A 17,161-nucleotide genomic window follows, 5' to 3' on the forward strand; every position below is an offset into this window, starting at 1 on the left:
TTTTGGCGATGAGCTGCCCGTCCTTGTTTCTAGATCAGAACAACCCTTTGGATTGAAGGAAAGGAACCGCCCCATGCCTGCTATCAAGCGTGCACTGATTTCAGTGTCAGATAAAACCGGAGTCATCGACCTTGCTCGTGAACTCAACAGTTTTGGTGTCGAACTTCTGTCAACCGGCGGGACCGCCGGAATGATCCGTGATGCCGGTATTCCGGTGATGGATGTCTCGGACTATACCGGGTTCCCGGAAATGATGGATGGCCGGGTCAAAACCCTCCATCCCAAGGTGCATGGCGCACTGCTTGGCCTGCGGGACAATCCCGAGCACCTCAACGCCATGGCCAAACACGATATCGAGCCCATCGATATGGTGGTTGTCAATCTTTACCCCTTTGAAGCGACGGTGGCCAAGGACGGTTGCACCCTGGAGGATGCCATTGAGAATATCGACATCGGCGGGCCGACCATGCTGCGCAGTGCGGCCAAGAATAACAAGTTTGTGACGGTTCTGGTTGATCCGCAGGATTATGAGCCGGTCATTGCCGAAATGAAGCAGAGCAGCGGTGAGGTATCGGCGGCCACCAATTTCCAGCTCGCGGTTAAGGTTTATCAGCATACCGCAGCTTATGACGGGGCGATTTCAAACTGGCTCGGGAAAAGAACCTCCGTGGACGCCGCAGAGTTTCCGCCGACCTTGACTCTCCAGTTCCATAAAGCCCAGGGGATGCGTTACGGTGAAAACCCCCATCAGCAGGCCGCCTTTTACACCGAAAAAAACGTTGCCGAGGTCTCTATATCGACCGCACGTCAGCTGCAGGGGAAAGAGCTCTCCTACAACAATATCGGTGATACTGATGCCGCTCTGGAGTGCGTCAAGCAGTTCAACGACGCACCGGCCTGCGTCATTGTCAAGCACGCCAACCCATGCGGAGTTGCCACCGGCACGGACTTGCTCGACGCTTATCAGCGCGCTTTCTCAACCGATCCCGAATCGGCTTTTGGCGGAATCATCGCTTTTAATCAGGAACTGGATGCCGCAACCGCCCAGGCGATTGTCGACAAGCAGTTTGTCGAAGTGATTATCGCTCCCCGGGTTTCCGCGGAAGCATCCATGGTGGTGGCCGCAAAGAAAAATGTTCGCCTGCTGGAGTGCGGCGAGTGGTCGTCACAAAGCGGCCCGCGCTATGATTTTAAACGGGTCAATGGCGGGTTGTTGGTTCAGGATGCCGATCTGCTGTTGAGCGCCGATTGGAAAGTGGTGACCAAACGGGCTCCTTCGGACAAAGAACGCGAGGACCTCGAATTCGTCTGGCGGGTCGCCAAGTTCGTTAAATCCAACGCCATTGTCTACGGCCGGGACGGGATGACCATCGGCGTCGGCGCCGGGCAGATGAGCCGGGTCAACTCGGCCCGTATCGCCGCCATCAAGGCCGAGCATGCTGGCCTGGAAGTCAAAGGTGCCGCTATGGCGTCCGATGCCTTCTTCCCGTTCCGTGATGGGATTGACAACGCCGCTGCCGCTGGGATTACCGCGGTGATCCAGCCGGGCGGTTCGATCCGCGATGAAGAGGTGATTGCCGCCGCGGACGAGGCGGGCATTGCCATGGTCTTTACCGGAATGCGCCACTTCAGGCATTAACCGGTTGGTGAAAAGTCCATCCCGGGACTTTTTCAGGCACGGTCGGGACGCTGCGTTTGTTTCGGCCTAGCACAGCCAATGACACCGCAACGCGGCATTGGCTGTGATCGCCCACCCTGGACTCAGCCCGCGATTGAACAACGCTCACGGCTGGCTATTGCAGAAAAGGAAGACTCATGAAGGTACTGGTAATCGGAGGTGGCGGACGTGAACATGCCCTGGTCTGGAAAATCGTCCAGTCACCGCTGGTTGAGCAGGTTTATTGTGCGCCCGGTAATCCCGGCATTGCCGAGTTGGCCGAATGTGTTCATATTAACGTCGATGAAATCGAGGCCTTACGCGATTTCGCCTTGGCTGAACAGATCGATCTGACTGTGGTCGGTCCGGAAATTCCTTTGACCCTGGGGATTGTGGACAGTTTTAAAGCTGCCGGACTGGATATTTTCGGTCCCAGCAAGTCCGCTGCCCGGATTGAAGGGAGCAAGGGTTTTTCCAAAGACCTGATGGCCAGGCACGGCATCCCGACCGCAGCCTACAAGAGCTTTTCCGACCATTCTGAGGCCGTTGCTTACATCAAGGAGCAGGGCGCACCGATTGTGATCAAAGCCGATGGCCTGGCCGCCGGAAAAGGGGTGGTCGTGGCCATGACCGAAGCGGACGCTGTCGCGGCGGTGGATGAAATTATGCTGGACAAGGTGTTCGGGACGGCTGGCGCCAGTGTGGTGATCGAAGAGTATATGGACGGCGAGGAAGCCTCCTTTTTCGCGTTCACCGACGGCCGGAATATCCTGCCACTGGCTTCTTCGCAGGATCATAAGCGGGTCAATGACAATGATCAGGGACCGAACACCGGTGGAATGGGAGCTTATTCGCCGGCTCCGGTGGTGACGGATGTCTTACATCAAGTCATTGTCGATACCATTGTCAAACCGACCATCGCCGGCATGGCGGCGGACGGCTGTCCTTATTGCGGCATCCTTTATGTCGGGCTGATGATCAAGGACGGTCAGCCCAGGGTGGTCGAGTACAATGCCCGCTTCGGTGATCCTGAAGCACAGCCGCTGCTGATGCGGATGAAGTCGGATATTGTCCCCGTGTTGCAGGCCTGCGCCCGCGGCGAGCTGAAGCAGGACGCCATTGCCTGGCACGACAAAGCCGCGGTCTGCGTGGTTATGGCCAGCGGCGGATACCCGGCGGAGTTTGCCAAGGGCTTGCCGATTTCCGGACTGGACGCTGCCGCCGAACTGGATGACCTGGTGGTTTTTCATGCCGGTACGGCGTTTAAACAAGGGCAGATCGTCAACAACGGGGGGCGGGTTCTCGGAGTGACCGCCCTGGGCGATAGCGTACAGGATGCGATTGAAAAAGCTTATCAGGGGGTTGCCCTGATTGAATGGGAAAAGGTTCACTTTCGACATGATATCGGTGCCAAAGCACTGAACAGATCACATTAAGAGTTAGCAGGAGCGGTAAGTTGATGACAGAAAAAACACCACAGGTCGGAATATTGATGGGGAGTGACAGCGATTACGCGGTCATGGCTGAAACAGCGAAAATTCTTAAGCAGTTTGAGGTTCCTTTTGAGATGATCGTATCGAGCGCCCATCGAACCCCGGAACGGACCGCTGAGTATGTCAGCCAGGCGCGGGGCAGAGGGCTCAAGGTGTTGATCGCCGGCGCTGGTGCCGCAGCGCATCTGGCCGGTGTCGTGGCGGCCGAAACCACTCTGCCGGTCATCGCGGTTCCCATCGATGCCACCTCGCTGCAGGGACTCGATGCCCTGCTGGCCATGGTGCAGATGCCTGCCGGCATTCCTGTCGCCACCATGGCTATCGGTGCGGCCGGGGCACGCAACGCCGGGATTTTTGCGGTGCAGATGCTGGCCACAACGGATGTCGTTCTTGCCGATAAATTGGTTTTGTTTAAAGAAGAAATGGCTGCCGGAGTGATCAAAAAGTCCGCACGGTTGCAGGAAAAACTGCGCGCGGACGGTCTTCTCTGAGTTATTTGCGGATTGTATACAATATACAAATCCATTGACATGGCCAGGGGTTTTGTTTTACCTTTGCCACGGTGGTCAACCATTCAATCAAGAGGGAGGAAGTCTAATGAAGAAGTTTCTCGTATTGCTGGTCGTTGCGGCTTTTTTCGGAACAGCACTGGTTGCTGTTGCTGCCGATAAAGGGCCTGCAGAAGTCAAGTTGGAAGCCAAAATGGGGACGGTGACCTTTCCCCATGAAGCACACCAGGGGTTCATCTCCGATTGTAAAACCTGTCACCACACCGGTGAGTTTGCTGCTTGTACAAGTTGCCACGACGGTAGCAAAGCTCCCAAAGCGAAAGATGCTTTCCATAAAACCTGTACTGGTTGCCACAAAACCGAGAAAAAAGGGCCAACCAAGTGTAAGGAATGTCACGTTAAATAATGACTTTTTCCTGTCATCGGTTTCAATGCCAGTCCGGATCTCCCGGGCTGGCATTTTTTATGGGGAAAAGGGTTGTGCATGACTGAGGAGACGCTTGACGATCTGTCCCTTGGCGGGATTCGTTTGCTGCAGGCGCGAAACGGCTATCGGTATTCCCTTGATCCGATTCTTTTGGCTGATTTCGCGGCTGTGCGCAAAGGTGATCGGGCTGTTGATCTGGGAACCGGGAACGGCATCCTGGCCCTGCTGCTGGGGCGACTTTATGCGGTCGGGGAGGTTGTTGCAATCGAGCGGCAGGAGGCTTTGGCCGAGCGGGCCAGGCGTAATGTTGGCCTCAATGATATGTCTGCGCGGATTCAGGTCGTCTGTGGAGATCTTCGGGAGGTCTGTCGACAGCTGCCTGCCGCCGGATACGATCTGGTGGTCAGCAACCCGCCGTTTCGGAAACTTAACAGCGGCCGGATTGCTCCGAATGACGAGCGGGCGATGGCGCGTCATGAACTGGCCGGAGGCGTGACGGATTTTATAATGGCAGCGGCACGCCTGCTGAAGCATGGAGGTCGTTTTGCGCTGATTCATCTGGCCGAGCGATTGGCGGAGATTTGTGCCGACATGAAGACGGCCGGACTGGAGCCGAAACGGATGCGCCTGGTCCATTCAACCCTTGGTGACGAGGCCAAGCTGGTGTTGCTGGAAGGGCGCAAGGGCGCCAAGCCGGGACTGCTGGTGGCCGGGCCGCTGGTTCTCTACAACAGCAAGGGCGGTTCCCGCGATTATACGGACGAGGTGCGGCGGATCTATTCCCGCCAGGTGTCTGCCCGAGGCGAGGCTACCGACATTTCTGGTGTTGAATCTGACGGGTGAACAGGGTTCGCAGTTCATTTTTGAGTTCAGGGTTGTTCACTGCGGCCAGTTCTTTTTCAATATGTTCTTTTTCCGCGGGAGTCAATTCGACCTTAAGCCAGGGTGGCGGAGCGGCCTGCTGCGGTTTTTTTGGCCGGCCGGGGACCGGCCCTCGGCTTTGCCTGAGGAAGATATCGGTGATGCCCGCCTCTGGGGCCTGGGCAGCAAGCTTCTTGAGGATCTGCGGTTTGAGCATCTGCAACTGCTGCATCCAGACCGGATGATCGACCTGGACTTCGAGGACCCCTTGACGCAATTTCAATGGTCTGGCCCGGGCCGCAATCTGCTCGCCGACCAGTTGATCCCAGATCAGCCAGGCCTGATGACGGCTCAGCTGCCGGCCCAGTTCTGATTGGTCGAACATCTGCTTGATCAGGTGGCCGACCCGTTCGGCCCTCTTCATCGGGGGGCGCTCGATTTTTTTCATCGCCTTGCTCGCCTGCTGATGAATCCGCCCAGCAATTGCCCCGCCACGGCACAGCCAAGGGTAACGGGGATCCAGCGCCAGCTGAATCCGAACAGGTTGCGCAGGACAATGATGAAGGGGATGGAAAAGTGAACCAGGACAAACCAACGCAAAGAGAACTTTTTACTGCTTTCGCGAAAGAAGCCCAGCGGTACATTGCCGCCGAAGGCAACTGCGATAAGGGTGACAAGGGGAAGAATCTGATCTCTGTGCACGGGCCGTTCCTTTGTTTGTGACAGCGCAAAATTGTCGAGGCTATTGGTCAACATAGCATATTTTTTGCCTACTCTACCCTTGAAGAAGCCGCCCTGTCAATTTTCCCGGCAAGGTGAATATCCCTTGCATGGCAGCGGCAATCATGGCATGATGCGCGCCCGGATTGGGCTCGGTTCGCTTTGGACAGAGAGGTGGCTTTTTCGTGGTTGAGAATGGTGACATCGTGGCAATTTTTCATTCGATTCATCGGGTGATGAAAGCTGAGAAAGTTCTCAAACACGAGCAGCTCAAAGTTAAAGTCATTCCCGTGCCGCGTCAGCTGAGTGCTGATTGCGGAATGGCGGTGACGTTTAGTGAGGCGCTGCTGCCTCAGGTGAGAGCCGCTCTGGACCAGGCTGGGCTGGTTATGGTCGAGGTCTGGCAACTGGATTCGGGGGTGTTTTGCCGTCTGATGTGAAACCGGTTGTTTGTAAAAGCTTTTTTCTTGACAATGGGAAGTGCTGTTTTTATATTCATTCTTTCGTGGATTTTGCCACAGATTAAATTATGTTTGATACGCTTTCAGATAAATTAGATTCGGTTTTCAAGAAGCTGCGCGGCCATGGCCGTTTGACGGAGCAGCATATCCAGGCCACCATGCGTGAAATTCGGCTGGTGCTGCTGGAAGCCGACGTCAATTTTCGCGTGGTCAAAGATTTTATTGCCCGGGTCAGCGAGCGTGCGGTCGGTCAGGATGTGCTGAAAAGCCTGACTCCGGCCCAGCAGGTGATCAAGGTGGTGCGCGAAGAGCTCGCGGCGTTGATGGGGGAGGGCGAGGATAACAGCCTTGATCTCGCTGCGAAACCACCGGTGCCGTTGATGGTTTGCGGACTGCAGGGTGCCGGGAAAACCACCTCCTGCGGCAAGCTGGCGTTGAAACTGCGGCGGGAAAAACGTAATCCTTTGCTGGTGCCGGCTGATGTTTACCGCCCAGCAGCAATTGAGCAGTTAAAGACCCTTGGACGACAGATCAATGTCGAGGTTTTTGATTCGCAAGCCGGTCAGGACCCCGTTGATATCTGTAATCGTGCAATGGACTACGCAAAACTTAACGGTTTTGATACAATTATACTTGACACGGCAGGTCGGCTTCATATTGACACTGAGTTGATGGGGGAACTCAAAAGAATCGTTGCCAATATTTCGCCGCGAGAGATTCTGTTCGTTGCCGATGCCATGACCGGCCAGGACGCGGTTACGGTTGCCGCCAGTTTTGATGAGCAGCTTCCGTTGACCGGGGTAGTGCTGACCAAACTGGACGGCGATGCCAGGGGCGGTGCGGCGCTGTCGATACGTGCGGTGACCGGAAAGCCGATCAAGCTGGTTGGTATGGGGGAAAAGCTGGATGCTCTTGAGCAGTTCCATCCGGATCGGATGGCCCAGCGGATTCTCGGCATGGGCGATGTGCTCAGCCTGATCGAAAAAGCCCAGTCGGCGGTTGAAGCTGAAGATGCCGCCGCCATGGAGCAAAAGCTGCGCAAGGATGGATTCACTCTCGAAACCTTCCTTGAACAGATGCAGATGATTAAAAAAATGGGCTCCATTGATTCATTGCTGAAGATGATCCCTGGTGTGGGGAAGGCAATGAAGCAGGCCCAGGGAATGCAGCTTCCTGAAAATGAACTGAAGAAGATTGAAGCGATCATTCGCTCGATGACGCCGCAGGAGCGGTTGAATCATAAAATTCTTAACGGTTCAAGGCGGTTGCGGATCGCCAAAGGGAGCGGCACCCGGGTTCAAGATGTTAACCAGTTGCTCAAGCGCTTCACCGAAGCGCAGAAAATGATGAAAAAGATGCAGAAGATGGGCCCCAAGGGGCTCAAGGGAATGCTGGGCCGGGGTGGTCAGCTTCCTTTTTAAGGGCTACGAATAGAGACTCATTGTTCTGTTCGAAATAGAGACACTATAATCAGAAAAACCAGGAGGAAAGAAAGCATGGCAGTAAAAATCAGGCTCGCCCGCGGTGGCCAAAAAAAGAAACCGGTCTACCGGATTGTCGTAGCTGATGAGCGCTTCCCACGGGATGGCCGGTTTATTGAGGCCTTGGGCCAGTATAATCCGCGTCAGGACGAATTTCTGCTGGACTTCAAGGAAGATCGTGCTTTGGAATGGCTTAACAAAGGTGCTCAGCCGACCGATACTGTACGCCGGCTCTTGCGTCATGCCGGTGTCTGGACCAAGTTCAAGACCAAGGCGACAGCTGAAGCCTAATGCTTGAATCTGGTCCGAATCCGGGGCGCCGACCCCGCAACTACCCGGAGGATGACCTATGAAAGACCTGATCGAGTACATTGCGAAATCTTTAGTTGAACAACCTGACAAGATTGTTATCTCGGAAGAAGTTGCTGAAGATGGCAGTGTGTTGATCAAGCTTGCTGCGGCCCAGGAGGATATGGGCCGGATTATCGGCAAGCAGGGGCGAAATGCTAAGGCGATGCGGACATTGCTGAACGCCAAGGCAACTCGCGAAAATCAACGTGCTGCTTTGCAGATTATGGAGTAAGCGAAGACTTGGTCCGGTCTCTACGCCAAGGCGTTTATAGTTTTTAGATGAAGAATGAAACGGAAGCGCTTCTGGACGTTGGTGTCGTTGTCGGTACCCATGGTTTGCGCGGTGATATAAAAGTTCGATTGAGATCAGGTGATCCCGAGCTGTTGCAGAATATTGCTCAGGTTCACCTGGCTCTGCCGCGTGGCGATCGGCTGAAATTGCGGATCATTCGGCAGGCTGCGCATAAAAATCAGATTCTCCTCCGCTTTGCGGGCTATGAATCGATCAATCTTGTGGAACCACTGGTCGGCGGGCAGCTACTGCTGCGGCAGGATCAGCTGCCGGACCTGGAGGACGACGAATACTACTGGAGTCAGCTGGACGGGTTGCAGGTTATCGATGTGACGCGTGGTGAACTTGGCAGTCTTGTTGATTTGTTTTCCAGCTCCGCGCACGATACTTATGTTGTTCGGGGTGAATTCGGTGAAGTTCTTATCCCGGCGGTCAAGCAGTTTGTCCAGGACATCGACCTGGAACGCAGAATTATGAGAGTGGATCTCCCCGACGGGCTGATCCAGGAAGAACAATGATCTTTGATGTTTTGACCCTGTTTCCGGGAATGTTTACTTCGCCGCTGGGCGAGAGTATTCTCGGGCGGGCGGTCAGTCAGGGGTTGTTTTCGGTTCGTGCGCATAATTTACGCGACTGGGCCGAAGGAAAGCATTTGACCACAGACGACGCTCCCTATGGCGGCGGTGACGGGATGGTGATGAAACCGGAGCCGGTGGCCAGGGCGATTGCCCGTCTGCGGGAAGAGACGCCCGGCAGTAAGGTGCTGCTGATGACCCCCCAGGGGGTTCCTTTTCGGCAGCAGCATGCCAGGCAACTCTCCCGTGAGAACGGGCTGATCTTTGTCTGTGGGCGTTATGAAGGGTTTGATGAGCGGATTCGGCAGACCCTGGTTGACGAGGAATATTCGATCGGTGATTTCGTCCTGACCGGTGGTGAGTTACCGGCCATGGTGATGATCGATGCCATTGCACGTCATCTGCCCGGAGTCCTTGGCTCCAACGGCAGTGTTGAAACGGATTCGTTTGCGGACGGTTTGCTGGAATATCCCCAATATACCCGGCCGGCCGTGTTTAACGGGCTGGCCGTCCCCGAGGTGTTGCTTTCCGGGGATCATGGCCGAATTGCCCGCTGGCGCCGGGAGCAGCAACTGCAGCGGACCTTTGAACGGCGGCCGGAGTTGCTGGCGACAGCTGAACTGACTGAACAGGATCAGGTTTTTATTGAAAAATTACGCCGGCGAGCCGGCTCTGGGTAACGCGGGCGGGTTCGCTGAGAGTACCGCCGCTGGAAAAAGAATACAGGGATCATTCAAAAACGGACGAAATGAACCGAGGAGGATAGAAGAATGAACATTATCGATAAACTGGAAATGGAACAGATTAAAAAGGATATTCCGACCTTCAAGGCTGGCGACACCTTGAAAGTTCATGTCAAAATTACTGAGGGTGACAAGCAGCGGATCCAGATTTTCCAAGGGATCTGCATCAAACGCGTGAACCGTGGCCTCGGTTCTTCCTACACCGTGCGTAAAATGTCGGGAAATATCGGTGTGGAGCGGATTTTCCCGCTGCATTCCCCCAGTATTGACAAAATCGAGGTGGTCCGGATCGGTCAGGTTCGGCGTGCCAAGCTCTACTACCTGCGTAACCTGCGCGGTAAAGCTGCCCGGATCTCCGAAAAGCGGATGGTCTGATCAGCAAAGATTCGCTACAATGAAGCCCCCTTCGCAAGTCGGGGGCTTTTTTTGTTGCCGCCATGCCGGTGGGGTTGTGAACCCGCCTTTCGGGTCTGATCGGCAGCTGGTGATTTTGCCTTTAGTGGAATGATGAAGTGACAACGCTAAATCTCTTTACAGAAGCTGCGGTCTCCACCCTGTATTTCGAAGAGCAGGCCCGGCAGCGTGGTTTTCAGCTGGTCGCCGGAATTGATGAGGCGGGGCGCGGCCCTTTGGCCGGACCGGTGGTCGCGGCAGCGGTGGTTCTTCCTGAGCAGTTCCTGCTGCCCGGGCTGACCGATTCCAAAAAATTAAGTGAAAAAAAACGCGCGGCGCTGTACCCGGAAATCCGTCGGCAGGCCACCGCAGTCGGCGTAGGCGTGGCCTCGGCAGCGGAGATTGACCGCCTCAATATTCTTCAGGCGACCCTGTTGGCCATGCGCAGAGCTATTGCCCGGCTGGCAGAGTCCCCGGATCACCTGCTCATCGACGGGATCACTCCGCTGCCGGTCAAGATTTCCCAGCAGACCATCAAACAGGGGGACAGCCGTTCGTTGTCGATTGCTGCGGCTTCGGTGATAGCCAAGGTGGTGCGTGACCGGATCATGCTCAGTTTTGACAGGCAGTTCCCTGAATATGGCTTTGCCAAACATAAAGGTTACGGGACCAAAGATCATTGTCAGGCTATCGCTGCCTTCGGCCCCAGCAGCCAGCACCGCAAAACCTTTGGCGGTGTCAAAGAGCACGTTAGGGATGTGTGGTGAGCGATGCACGGCTGTCGCTTGGGGCCTGGGGGGAAGCACAGGCGGCCGAGTTTTTGAAAAAACAGGGGATGTGTATCCTGGAACGCAACTTCCGTACTCCGGTTGGGGAAATCGATATTATCGCCCGGCAGCGTGGCTGGTTGGTTTTTGTCGAGGTCAAAACCCGGCGAAGTAACGCTTTCGGTACGCCTCAGGAGGCGGTCGGTAGTCGCAAACAACGGCAGATCATCCGCACCGCCCAGTGGTATCTGCAACAACCCGGCAAGCCGGGCAGGCTGCAACCGAGATTTGATGTTCTGGCGGTTTTATGCCAGAGTGACGGCACGGCGCAAATAACGCACCTGCCAGATGCGTTTTCACTGCCTGACTGATCTTGTGACCAGGTTTTATGGAGAACTTATGACAGCAACCACTCAATCGGTTTCGCGGGATCTCAATGCTTTAGGGCTGTTCCGCGTCGGGGTCGCAACCCCGGAATTGAAAATTGCCGATATTGATTTCAACCTTGCCGAAATCCTTCGTCTTGCCAGCAGGGCCGCTGAGGCCGGGTGCCAATTGCTCCTGTTTCCCGAATTGTGCCTGACCGGCTATACCTGCGCCGATCTGTTTTTTCAAAAACATCTGCAGCAAGGGGCCTTGCAGGCGTTGGAGACTGTCGCCGGGTTTACCGCCGGGACCGATATGGTGCTGGTCGTGGGCGTTCCCGTGTCCTCGGCCGGCCGATTGTTCAACTGTGCCGCATTTTTGGCCGGGGGGGAGATCAAGGGATTGGTACCGAAGACTTATCTGCCCAACAGCGGTGAGTTCTATGAACAACGCTGGTTCTGTTCCGAATGGTCCCGGACCTGCGCCGAGCTGACTATCGGTAGCCGCCAGGTTCCCTTCGGGAGCGATCTGTTGTTTCAGGCCGAAAACATCCCGGAGCTGCGCATCGGCATCGAGGTCTGTGAAGACGGCTGGTCGGTTGCGCCGCCGAGCGGCCCTCAGGCCTTGGCCGGAGCGACCCTCTTGCTGAACCCTTCGGCCAGTCCGGAAATCCTCGGCAAGGAAGCTTACCGGCGTGCCCTGGTTGCGGCCCAGTCGGCTCGCTGTCTGGCCGCTTACGCCTATGCCTCGGCCGGGCCCAATGAATCGAGTACCGATCTGGTCTTTTCCGGTCATTCGCTGATCGCCGAGAATGGTCGGATTCTGGCCGAAACCGAACGCTATCAATTCACCAGCCAGTTGGCAGTGGCTGATATCGATTATGCCATGCTCTGTGGTGAGCGTCAGCGCAACACCACTTTCGGCAACGCCCAACCGGAGCGCGATTTTCGCCTGCAACCATTCCGCGCTGCCGCCTTAAGTGCCGGGCAGCTTTGCCGTTCGGTGGTGCGCACTCCCTTCGTGCCGCCGGATGATGGTGAACGGGCCGAGCGCTGCCGGGAGATTTTTCAGCTACAGACCAGCGGCCTGATCAAGCGCCTGAAACATACCGGCAGCAGGCAGGTGGTCATCGGCCTGTCCGGCGGACTTGATTCCACCCTGGCTCTGCTGGTGACGGTCAAAGCCTTCGACCGTCTCGGCCTTGATCGGCAAGGGATCGTCGCCATTACCATGCCCGGTTTCGGCACCACGGCCCGGACCCGCGGCAATGCCGAGGAACTGGCCCGGCACCTGGGAACCGAACTGCGGATTATCTCCATCGATGCAGCGGTGCGCGGTCATTTCAATGATATCGGCCATGATCCGGCCACGCATGATGTGACTTTTGAAAACAGCCAGGCCCGGGAGCGAACCCAGGTGCTGATGGATGTCGCCAATCAGGTTGGCGGCCTGGTGATCGGGACCGGTGACCTGTCGGAACTGGCTTTGGGCTGGTGTACTTATAACGGTGATCACATGTCGATGTATGCGGTCAATTCAGGGGTGCCCAAGACCCTGGTGCGCTATCTGGTCGAATGGTGCGCCCGCGAGGAATTCAGCGGCAGGACCTCGGCGGTGTTGGCGGATATCTGTGCCACCCCGGTGTCGCCCGAGTTGCTTCCGCCTGATGCTGAAGGACGGATCAACCAGTTGACCGAGGAAGTGGTTGGCCCCTATGAGCTGCACGATTTCTTTCTCTATCAGGTGGTGCGACTGCATTTCCCGCCTCTAAAGGTCCTGGCCCTGGCCGAACTTGCCTTTGGGGAGGATTATTCACATGAGGTTATTCTGGGCTGGCTGCGTAAGTTTTATCAACGTTTTTTCAGCCAACAGTTCAAACGCTCCTGTCTCCCGGACGGCCCCAAGGTCGGCAGCGTCGCGTTGTCGCCGCGTGGCGACTGGCGGATGCCCAGCGATGCGACCGTGACCTGGTGGCTGAGCCAATTGGAGGAATTGTAAGTGAGCGGTCTTCTCTATGTGGTGGCAACGCCCATCGGCAACCTGGAGGATATCACTTATCGGGCGGTGCGAATTTTGGCGGAGGTGGAGATGATCGCCGCCGAGGACACCCGGCACAGTCGCAAATTGCTCGATCATTATGCCATCAGAACCCCGCTAATCTCCTATCATGAGCATAATGAGGAACAGCGTGCCGAACAACTGCTTGACAAGCTTCAGGCTGGCCACTCTTTGGCATTGATCAGCGATGCCGGGACCCCCTGTATTGCCGATCCCGGCTTCCGGCTGGTTTCGCGCTGCAGAGCTGCCGGGATCGAGGTGGTTGCGGTTCCCGGTCCTTCAGCCCTGGTTGCGGCCCTGTCCATCTCCGGGTTGCCTACAGACGGTTTTCGTTTTGTCGGTTTTGTTCCGGCCAAGGCGCACGCCCGGCAGCAGTTTCTGGAACGCTACCAAAACGAATCGCATACGGTGGCTTGCTACGAAACCCCCCATCGGCTGCAGAAATGCCTGGCCGATATCGTCGCCGTCTGCGGCGCGGACCGCCCGCTGGCCATAGCTCGCGAGCTGACCAAACGCCATGAAGAACTGTTCACCGGGAGTGCCGCCGAAGCACTGGAGCATTTCAGCGCGGGAGCGGTCAAGGGCGAACTGGTCTTGCTGCTGGCTCCGGCCGTGCAGGCGGCGCCGACCCTGACCGTCACCGAATCCCTCCGGCAATTGCGGGCGGACACCGAGCTGAGCTGGAAGGAGATCGTCCGGCAGGTCGCGCGGGAACACAACCTGCCGGGCAGCGATGTTTATCGCGAATCGCTGGCCCTACGGGCGGAGGACTGACTCAGCAGTGGACGAGGCGCTGACGGTTTTCTAGTTGCTCCTGGGCTTCCACGGAGAGCGTTGCGATCGGATAGGCATGCAGCCGCTGCAGGCCGATCTCTTCACCTGATGCCAGGCAATAACCGTAAGAACCCTCATCCAGCCGGCGCAACGCGGCATTGATCTGCACGATGGTCTTTTCGACTCGGTCACGGGCGATGAAGTCCATGATTTTGTTGCGGTCATGCACACTCTGATCGATCAGGTCGCCGCCGCTTGGTTCATTGCTGCGGATTCGATCCTGCGATTGTTTCAGCTCGGCCAGCAACCCTTCCCGCCAGCACAGCAGTTTGTGGCGAAAATAGCTCTGCTGTTTGCTGTTCATGTACTGCTCATCCAGCTCCAAATGACAAAGATCGCTATCGACAATATTCATGACGCTCCCTCCTTTGTTTGGTAGCCTATATAAATCCGTTATTTTTTGAATTTGATGAGGGTTTTGTCATGATTTTGCAAAGGCCCGGGTATCAATTTGCCATTGTGCCGCTGGCCCTGCTGCTGCTCGTTCTGGCCGTGCTGCCGGCGGTAGCGCTGGGTCCGAAGAATATCCTGCTGATTGCCAACCGGGCGGTTCCCCACAGTGTTGAACTGGCCCGCTATTATCAGCAAAAAAGACTCGTCCCGGAGACCAATCTGCTGACGGTGACCATGCCCGCCGAGGAGCAGTGCAGCCGCCAGGAGTATCAACAGCAGCTGCTGGCACCGCTGCGGCAGAGGCTGGCCCAGCCCGGAGCGGAAAAGATTCACTGTTTAGTGCTGTTTTACGGGCTACCCCTGAAAATTCTGGCAGAGCAACCCGCCGCCGCGGATTCCACCGCTGAGGGCGCGCAAGCAAGTGGCCTGGCGGTCAGTTCTGCCGCCGTTGACTCCGAAATCGCCCTGGCCCGCGTAGAGGATTATCCATTGGCAGGCTGGCTTGCTAATCCTTTGTTGGAAAAGCGCGGGGGGCAGGGGGCTGTCGAAACGGTCCTGCTGGTTTCCCGCCTGGATGCGGCGACCCCGGATATCGTGCGCCGGATGATCGATGACAGTCTGGCCACAGAGCGCAGTGGGCTGCGGGGGAAGGCTTATTTCGATGCCCGCTGGCCGGCGAATGGCGGGCAGGGCGCTTACCAGCGCTATGATACCGCCCTGCATCAGGCGGCCAGGACCACGGCTGCCATCAGCCGTCTGGAGGTGGTTCTGGAGGAGACCGAGGCGCTTCTCGCGGCAGCCCCGCAGGCGGCCATTTACAGTGGCTGGTACAGCCTGGGTGCTTATACCGATATCTTTACCTGGCAACCCGGTGCAGTTGGTTACCATATTGCCAGCGGCGAATGTACCACCTTGAAGCAAGCTGCCAGCCAGGGCTGGTGTAAACGAATGCTCGATTCCGGCGCGGCGGCGACCCTGGGGCCGGTGGCCGAGCCCTATGTCCAGGCCTTTCCGCGCCCCGACCTGTTCTTCGGCTATTTGCTCGATGGCTATTACTCGCTGGTGGAAAGCTATTTTTACAGTCTCCCTTACCTGTCCTGGCAGATGATCCTTCTCGGCGATCCGCTGTATCGTCCGTTTCGTAACTGATCTGGACTAGGCGGTCTGGTTGCGCTCTGCCCGCCCTGCTCCCGGGCTAACCGCACATCGAGGTGCCACTGGCCGCCCGCACGAATTTAACAGCGGTAAGCTATCGGCCTGTTCCATAGCAGATCTGGCATTTTTTTCTTTTCATGGCGCTGTGAAATAGCGCATGATTATCGTTTCGGTTTTTTTGAAATTTATAATAGCCAAAAACTTATTTGGCCGATGCTCTGCCAGGAGGTTGCTATGCTGGAAGAATTTTTCAAAATCAAAGAGCGGCATTCGAGTGTCCGCACTGAAGTTATCGCGGGAATCACCACTTTTCTGACTGCTGCCTATATTGTTTTTGTCAATCCCGACATTTTGTCGGCCACCGGGATGGATCAAGGAGCACTAACCACGGTCACCTGTCTGACCGCCGGATTGGCCACGCTGCTGCTCGCTTTGTGGGCCAATGTTCCGTTGATGATGGCACCGGGCATGGGCCTGAACGCCTTTTTTGCCTTTGTGCTGGTTGCCGGGCAGAAACTGCCCTGGCAGACCGCCCTTGGCGTGGTGTTTCTGTCCGGGGTCTTTTTCCTGATTCTGACCTGGCTGGGCCTGCGCGAACGGATTGTTCATGCCATTCCCATGTCCCTGCGCCTGGCAACCTCCATCGGCATCGGTCTGTTCATCGCTTTTATCGGCATGAAGAACCTCGGCCTGATTGTCAAGAACGATGCCACCCTGGTCGGGCTGGGGCCGTTGACTCCGCCGGTTCTGCTGGGGTTGTTGGGCCTGCTGCTGATCGCTATTTTCGAGATCCGCAAAATTCGCGGTTCCATCCTGCTGGCGATCCTTATTATTGCCGTCATCGGGATGCTGACCGGCTTTTCTCCGGTCCCCACCGGACTGGTGGCGATCCCGCCATCAATCAGTCCGATCGCTTTTAAGCTCGATATCATGGGGGCGCTGAAACTGTCCATGTGGGCCAATATTTTCGCCTTCATGTTTGTCGATCTGTTCGACAGCCTGGGGACCATGCTTGCGGTTTGTCGGGAAGCCGGGCTGGCTGATGAAAAAGGTGATATCGTCGAATTGCCGGTCATGCTCAAGGCTGACGCCCTGGCCACGGTCGGTGGGGCGCTGCTGGGAACCAGCACCACCACCACCTATATCGAGTCGGCCAGCGGCGTGTCCGACGGCGGACGGACCGGCCTGGCTTCAGTGGTCACGGCCCTGTTGTTTTTGCTGGCGGCATTCTTTACCCCGGTGATCGTCGCGATCCCTGCCTTTGCCACGGCACCGGCTCTGATCGCGGTCGGTATCTTCATGATGCGCGGGGTCCGCGACATCGATTTTTACAATTTCGAAGAGGGGCTGCCGGCCTTTTTAACCTTTGTCATGATGCCGTTGAGCTTTTCAATCGCCAAGGGACTGGCTTTCGGTTTCCTGTCTTTTGTGTTGATCAAGATCTGCCTCGGCAAAGCGAAGGAGTGCGATCCGTTTTTGATCGGCGCGGCCTTTTTTTCCGCCTTGAGCCTGATCTATTAGCCGTCTGGGGAAGTCGTCTCCGGCGGGCCGCTCAGTATCGTTTGCCACAGGGTTGTGTGCCGGCCGCTTTGCCGTTTTGCGTCGGCGACCCGGATTTTTGCGTT

General features: G+C 56.5%; 21 protein-coding genes. 18 read left to right on the forward strand and 3 right to left on the reverse strand.

Going from position 1 to position 17,161, the window contains the following annotated elements; translation table 11 throughout:
• Window positions 1–73 precede the first annotated feature (73 nt).
• The 5 genes from purH (at window position 74) to N909_RS0117375 (ending at window position 4,929) form a co-directional block, all read left to right on the forward strand.
• Window positions 74–1,639 (forward strand): bifunctional phosphoribosylaminoimidazolecarboxamide formyltransferase/IMP cyclohydrolase, encoded by a 1,566-nt coding sequence (gene purH, locus N909_RS0117355; RefSeq protein WP_029917402.1) that lies wholly within the window; start codon window positions 74–76, stop codon window positions 1,637–1,639.
• A 176-nt stretch (window positions 1,640–1,815) separates the two neighbouring features.
• On the forward strand, window positions 1,816–3,093 hold the full coding sequence (purD, locus tag N909_RS0117360; RefSeq protein WP_029917403.1) for a phosphoribosylamine--glycine ligase: 1,278 nt from the start codon (window positions 1,816–1,818) through the stop codon (window positions 3,091–3,093).
• 23 nt (window positions 3,094–3,116) lie between these two features.
• Complete coding sequence (gene purE / locus N909_RS0117365; protein WP_029917404.1) at window positions 3,117–3,641, forward strand: 5-(carboxyamino)imidazole ribonucleotide mutase; 525 nt, start codon at window positions 3,117–3,119, stop codon at window positions 3,639–3,641.
• Between the two features lie 106 nt (window positions 3,642–3,747).
• Window positions 3,748–4,065 (forward strand): cytochrome c3 family protein, encoded by a 318-nt coding sequence (locus N909_RS25090; protein WP_029917405.1) that lies wholly within the window; start codon window positions 3,748–3,750, stop codon window positions 4,063–4,065.
• A gap of 78 nt (window positions 4,066–4,143) precedes the next feature.
• On the forward strand, window positions 4,144–4,929 hold the full coding sequence (locus N909_RS0117375) for a tRNA1(Val) (adenine(37)-N6)-methyltransferase (RefSeq protein ID WP_051689920.1): 786 nt from the start codon (window positions 4,144–4,146) through the stop codon (window positions 4,927–4,929).
• On the opposite strand, the gene N909_RS0117380 is transcribed toward N909_RS0117375, so the two are convergent.
• Window positions 4,895–5,395 carry a DciA family protein gene (locus tag N909_RS0117380; protein ID WP_051689921.1) on the reverse strand — a complete coding sequence of 167 codons (501 nt, stop codon included), beginning with the start codon at window positions 5,393–5,395 and terminating at the stop codon, window positions 4,895–4,897. The two genes, N909_RS0117375 and N909_RS0117380, sit on opposite strands and share 35 nt — an antisense overlap.
• Window positions 5,392–5,649 carry a hypothetical protein gene (locus N909_RS0117385; protein WP_029917408.1) on the reverse strand — a complete coding sequence of 86 codons (258 nt, stop codon included), beginning with the start codon at window positions 5,647–5,649 and terminating at the stop codon, window positions 5,392–5,394. Before N909_RS0117385 ends, N909_RS0117380 begins: the two co-directional genes overlap by 4 nt.
• A 203-nt stretch (window positions 5,650–5,852) precedes the next feature.
• Between N909_RS0117385 and N909_RS0117390 the strand changes: the two genes are divergently transcribed.
• The 11 genes from N909_RS0117390 (at window position 5,853) to rsmI (ending at window position 13,928) form a co-directional block, all read left to right on the forward strand.
• Window positions 5,853–6,107: a putative Se/S carrier protein gene (locus N909_RS0117390; protein WP_029917409.1), complete on the forward strand. Its 255-nt coding sequence runs from the start codon at window positions 5,853–5,855 to the stop codon at window positions 6,105–6,107.
• 89 nt (window positions 6,108–6,196) lie between these two features.
• Complete coding sequence (gene ffh / locus N909_RS0117395) at window positions 6,197–7,549, forward strand: signal recognition particle protein (protein WP_029917410.1); 1,353 nt, start codon at window positions 6,197–6,199, stop codon at window positions 7,547–7,549.
• Between the two features lie 75 nt (window positions 7,550–7,624).
• Window positions 7,625–7,900 carry a 30S ribosomal protein S16 gene (gene rpsP, locus N909_RS0117400; protein ID WP_029917411.1) on the forward strand — a complete coding sequence of 92 codons (276 nt, stop codon included), beginning with the start codon at window positions 7,625–7,627 and terminating at the stop codon, window positions 7,898–7,900.
• A gap of 58 nt (window positions 7,901–7,958) precedes the next feature.
• Window positions 7,959–8,192 (forward strand): KH domain-containing protein, encoded by a 234-nt coding sequence (locus N909_RS0117405; protein WP_029917412.1) that lies wholly within the window; start codon window positions 7,959–7,961, stop codon window positions 8,190–8,192.
• A 47-nt stretch (window positions 8,193–8,239) separates the two neighbouring features.
• Complete coding sequence (gene rimM / locus N909_RS0117410) at window positions 8,240–8,770, forward strand: ribosome maturation factor RimM (protein ID WP_029917413.1); 531 nt, start codon at window positions 8,240–8,242, stop codon at window positions 8,768–8,770.
• A complete protein-coding gene (gene trmD, locus N909_RS0117415) occupies window positions 8,767–9,507 on the forward strand; it encodes a tRNA (guanosine(37)-N1)-methyltransferase TrmD (RefSeq protein WP_029917414.1) in 741 nt (246 codons plus the stop codon). Before rimM ends, trmD begins: the two co-directional genes overlap by 4 nt.
• Window positions 9,508–9,597: 90 nt before the next feature.
• The gene (gene rplS / locus N909_RS0117420) at window positions 9,598–9,945 is read left to right on the forward strand and encodes a 50S ribosomal protein L19 (protein WP_029917415.1); all 348 of its coding nucleotides are present in this window, start codon (window positions 9,598–9,600) and stop codon (window positions 9,943–9,945) included.
• A gap of 137 nt (window positions 9,946–10,082) precedes the next feature.
• Window positions 10,083–10,730, forward strand: coding sequence for a ribonuclease HII (locus N909_RS0117425; protein WP_029917416.1), 648 nt, complete (start codon window positions 10,083–10,085; stop codon window positions 10,728–10,730).
• Window positions 10,727–11,101 (forward strand): YraN family protein, encoded by a 375-nt coding sequence (locus N909_RS0117430; RefSeq protein WP_029917417.1) that lies wholly within the window; start codon window positions 10,727–10,729, stop codon window positions 11,099–11,101. The genes N909_RS0117425 and N909_RS0117430 overlap by 4 nt, the downstream gene beginning before the upstream one ends.
• A gap of 28 nt (window positions 11,102–11,129) precedes the next feature.
• Entirely contained in the window at window positions 11,130–13,094 is a 1,965-nt protein-coding gene (locus tag N909_RS0117435) for an NAD(+) synthase (protein WP_051689922.1), read from the forward strand.
• Window positions 13,095–13,928 (forward strand): 16S rRNA (cytidine(1402)-2'-O)-methyltransferase, encoded by an 834-nt coding sequence (gene rsmI, locus N909_RS0117440; protein WP_029917419.1) that lies wholly within the window; start codon window positions 13,095–13,097, stop codon window positions 13,926–13,928. It begins immediately after the preceding gene.
• 1 nt (window position 13,929) lies between these two features.
• Here rsmI and N909_RS0117445 read toward each other — a convergent pair whose 3' ends face one another.
• Window positions 13,930–14,343: a TraR/DksA family transcriptional regulator gene (locus N909_RS0117445; RefSeq protein WP_029917420.1), complete on the reverse strand. Its 414-nt coding sequence runs from the start codon at window positions 14,341–14,343 to the stop codon at window positions 13,930–13,932.
• A 68-nt stretch (window positions 14,344–14,411) separates the two neighbouring features.
• Between N909_RS0117445 and N909_RS0117450 the strand changes: the two genes are divergently transcribed.
• Together N909_RS0117450 and N909_RS0117455 are read left to right on the forward strand one after the other, a co-directional pair.
• Complete coding sequence (locus N909_RS0117450) at window positions 14,412–15,530, forward strand: TIGR03790 family protein (protein WP_036684105.1); 1,119 nt, start codon at window positions 14,412–14,414, stop codon at window positions 15,528–15,530.
• A 240-nt stretch (window positions 15,531–15,770) separates the two neighbouring features.
• On the forward strand, window positions 15,771–17,057 hold the full coding sequence (locus tag N909_RS0117455; protein ID WP_036684107.1) for an NCS2 family permease: 1,287 nt from the start codon (window positions 15,771–15,773) through the stop codon (window positions 17,055–17,057).
• Window positions 17,058–17,161 lie beyond the last annotated feature (104 nt).

This window comes from Pelobacter seleniigenes DSM 18267 (assembly GCF_000711225.1).
Classification (GTDB): Bacteria; Desulfobacterota; Desulfuromonadia; order Desulfuromonadales; family Geopsychrobacteraceae; genus Seleniibacterium; species Seleniibacterium seleniigenes.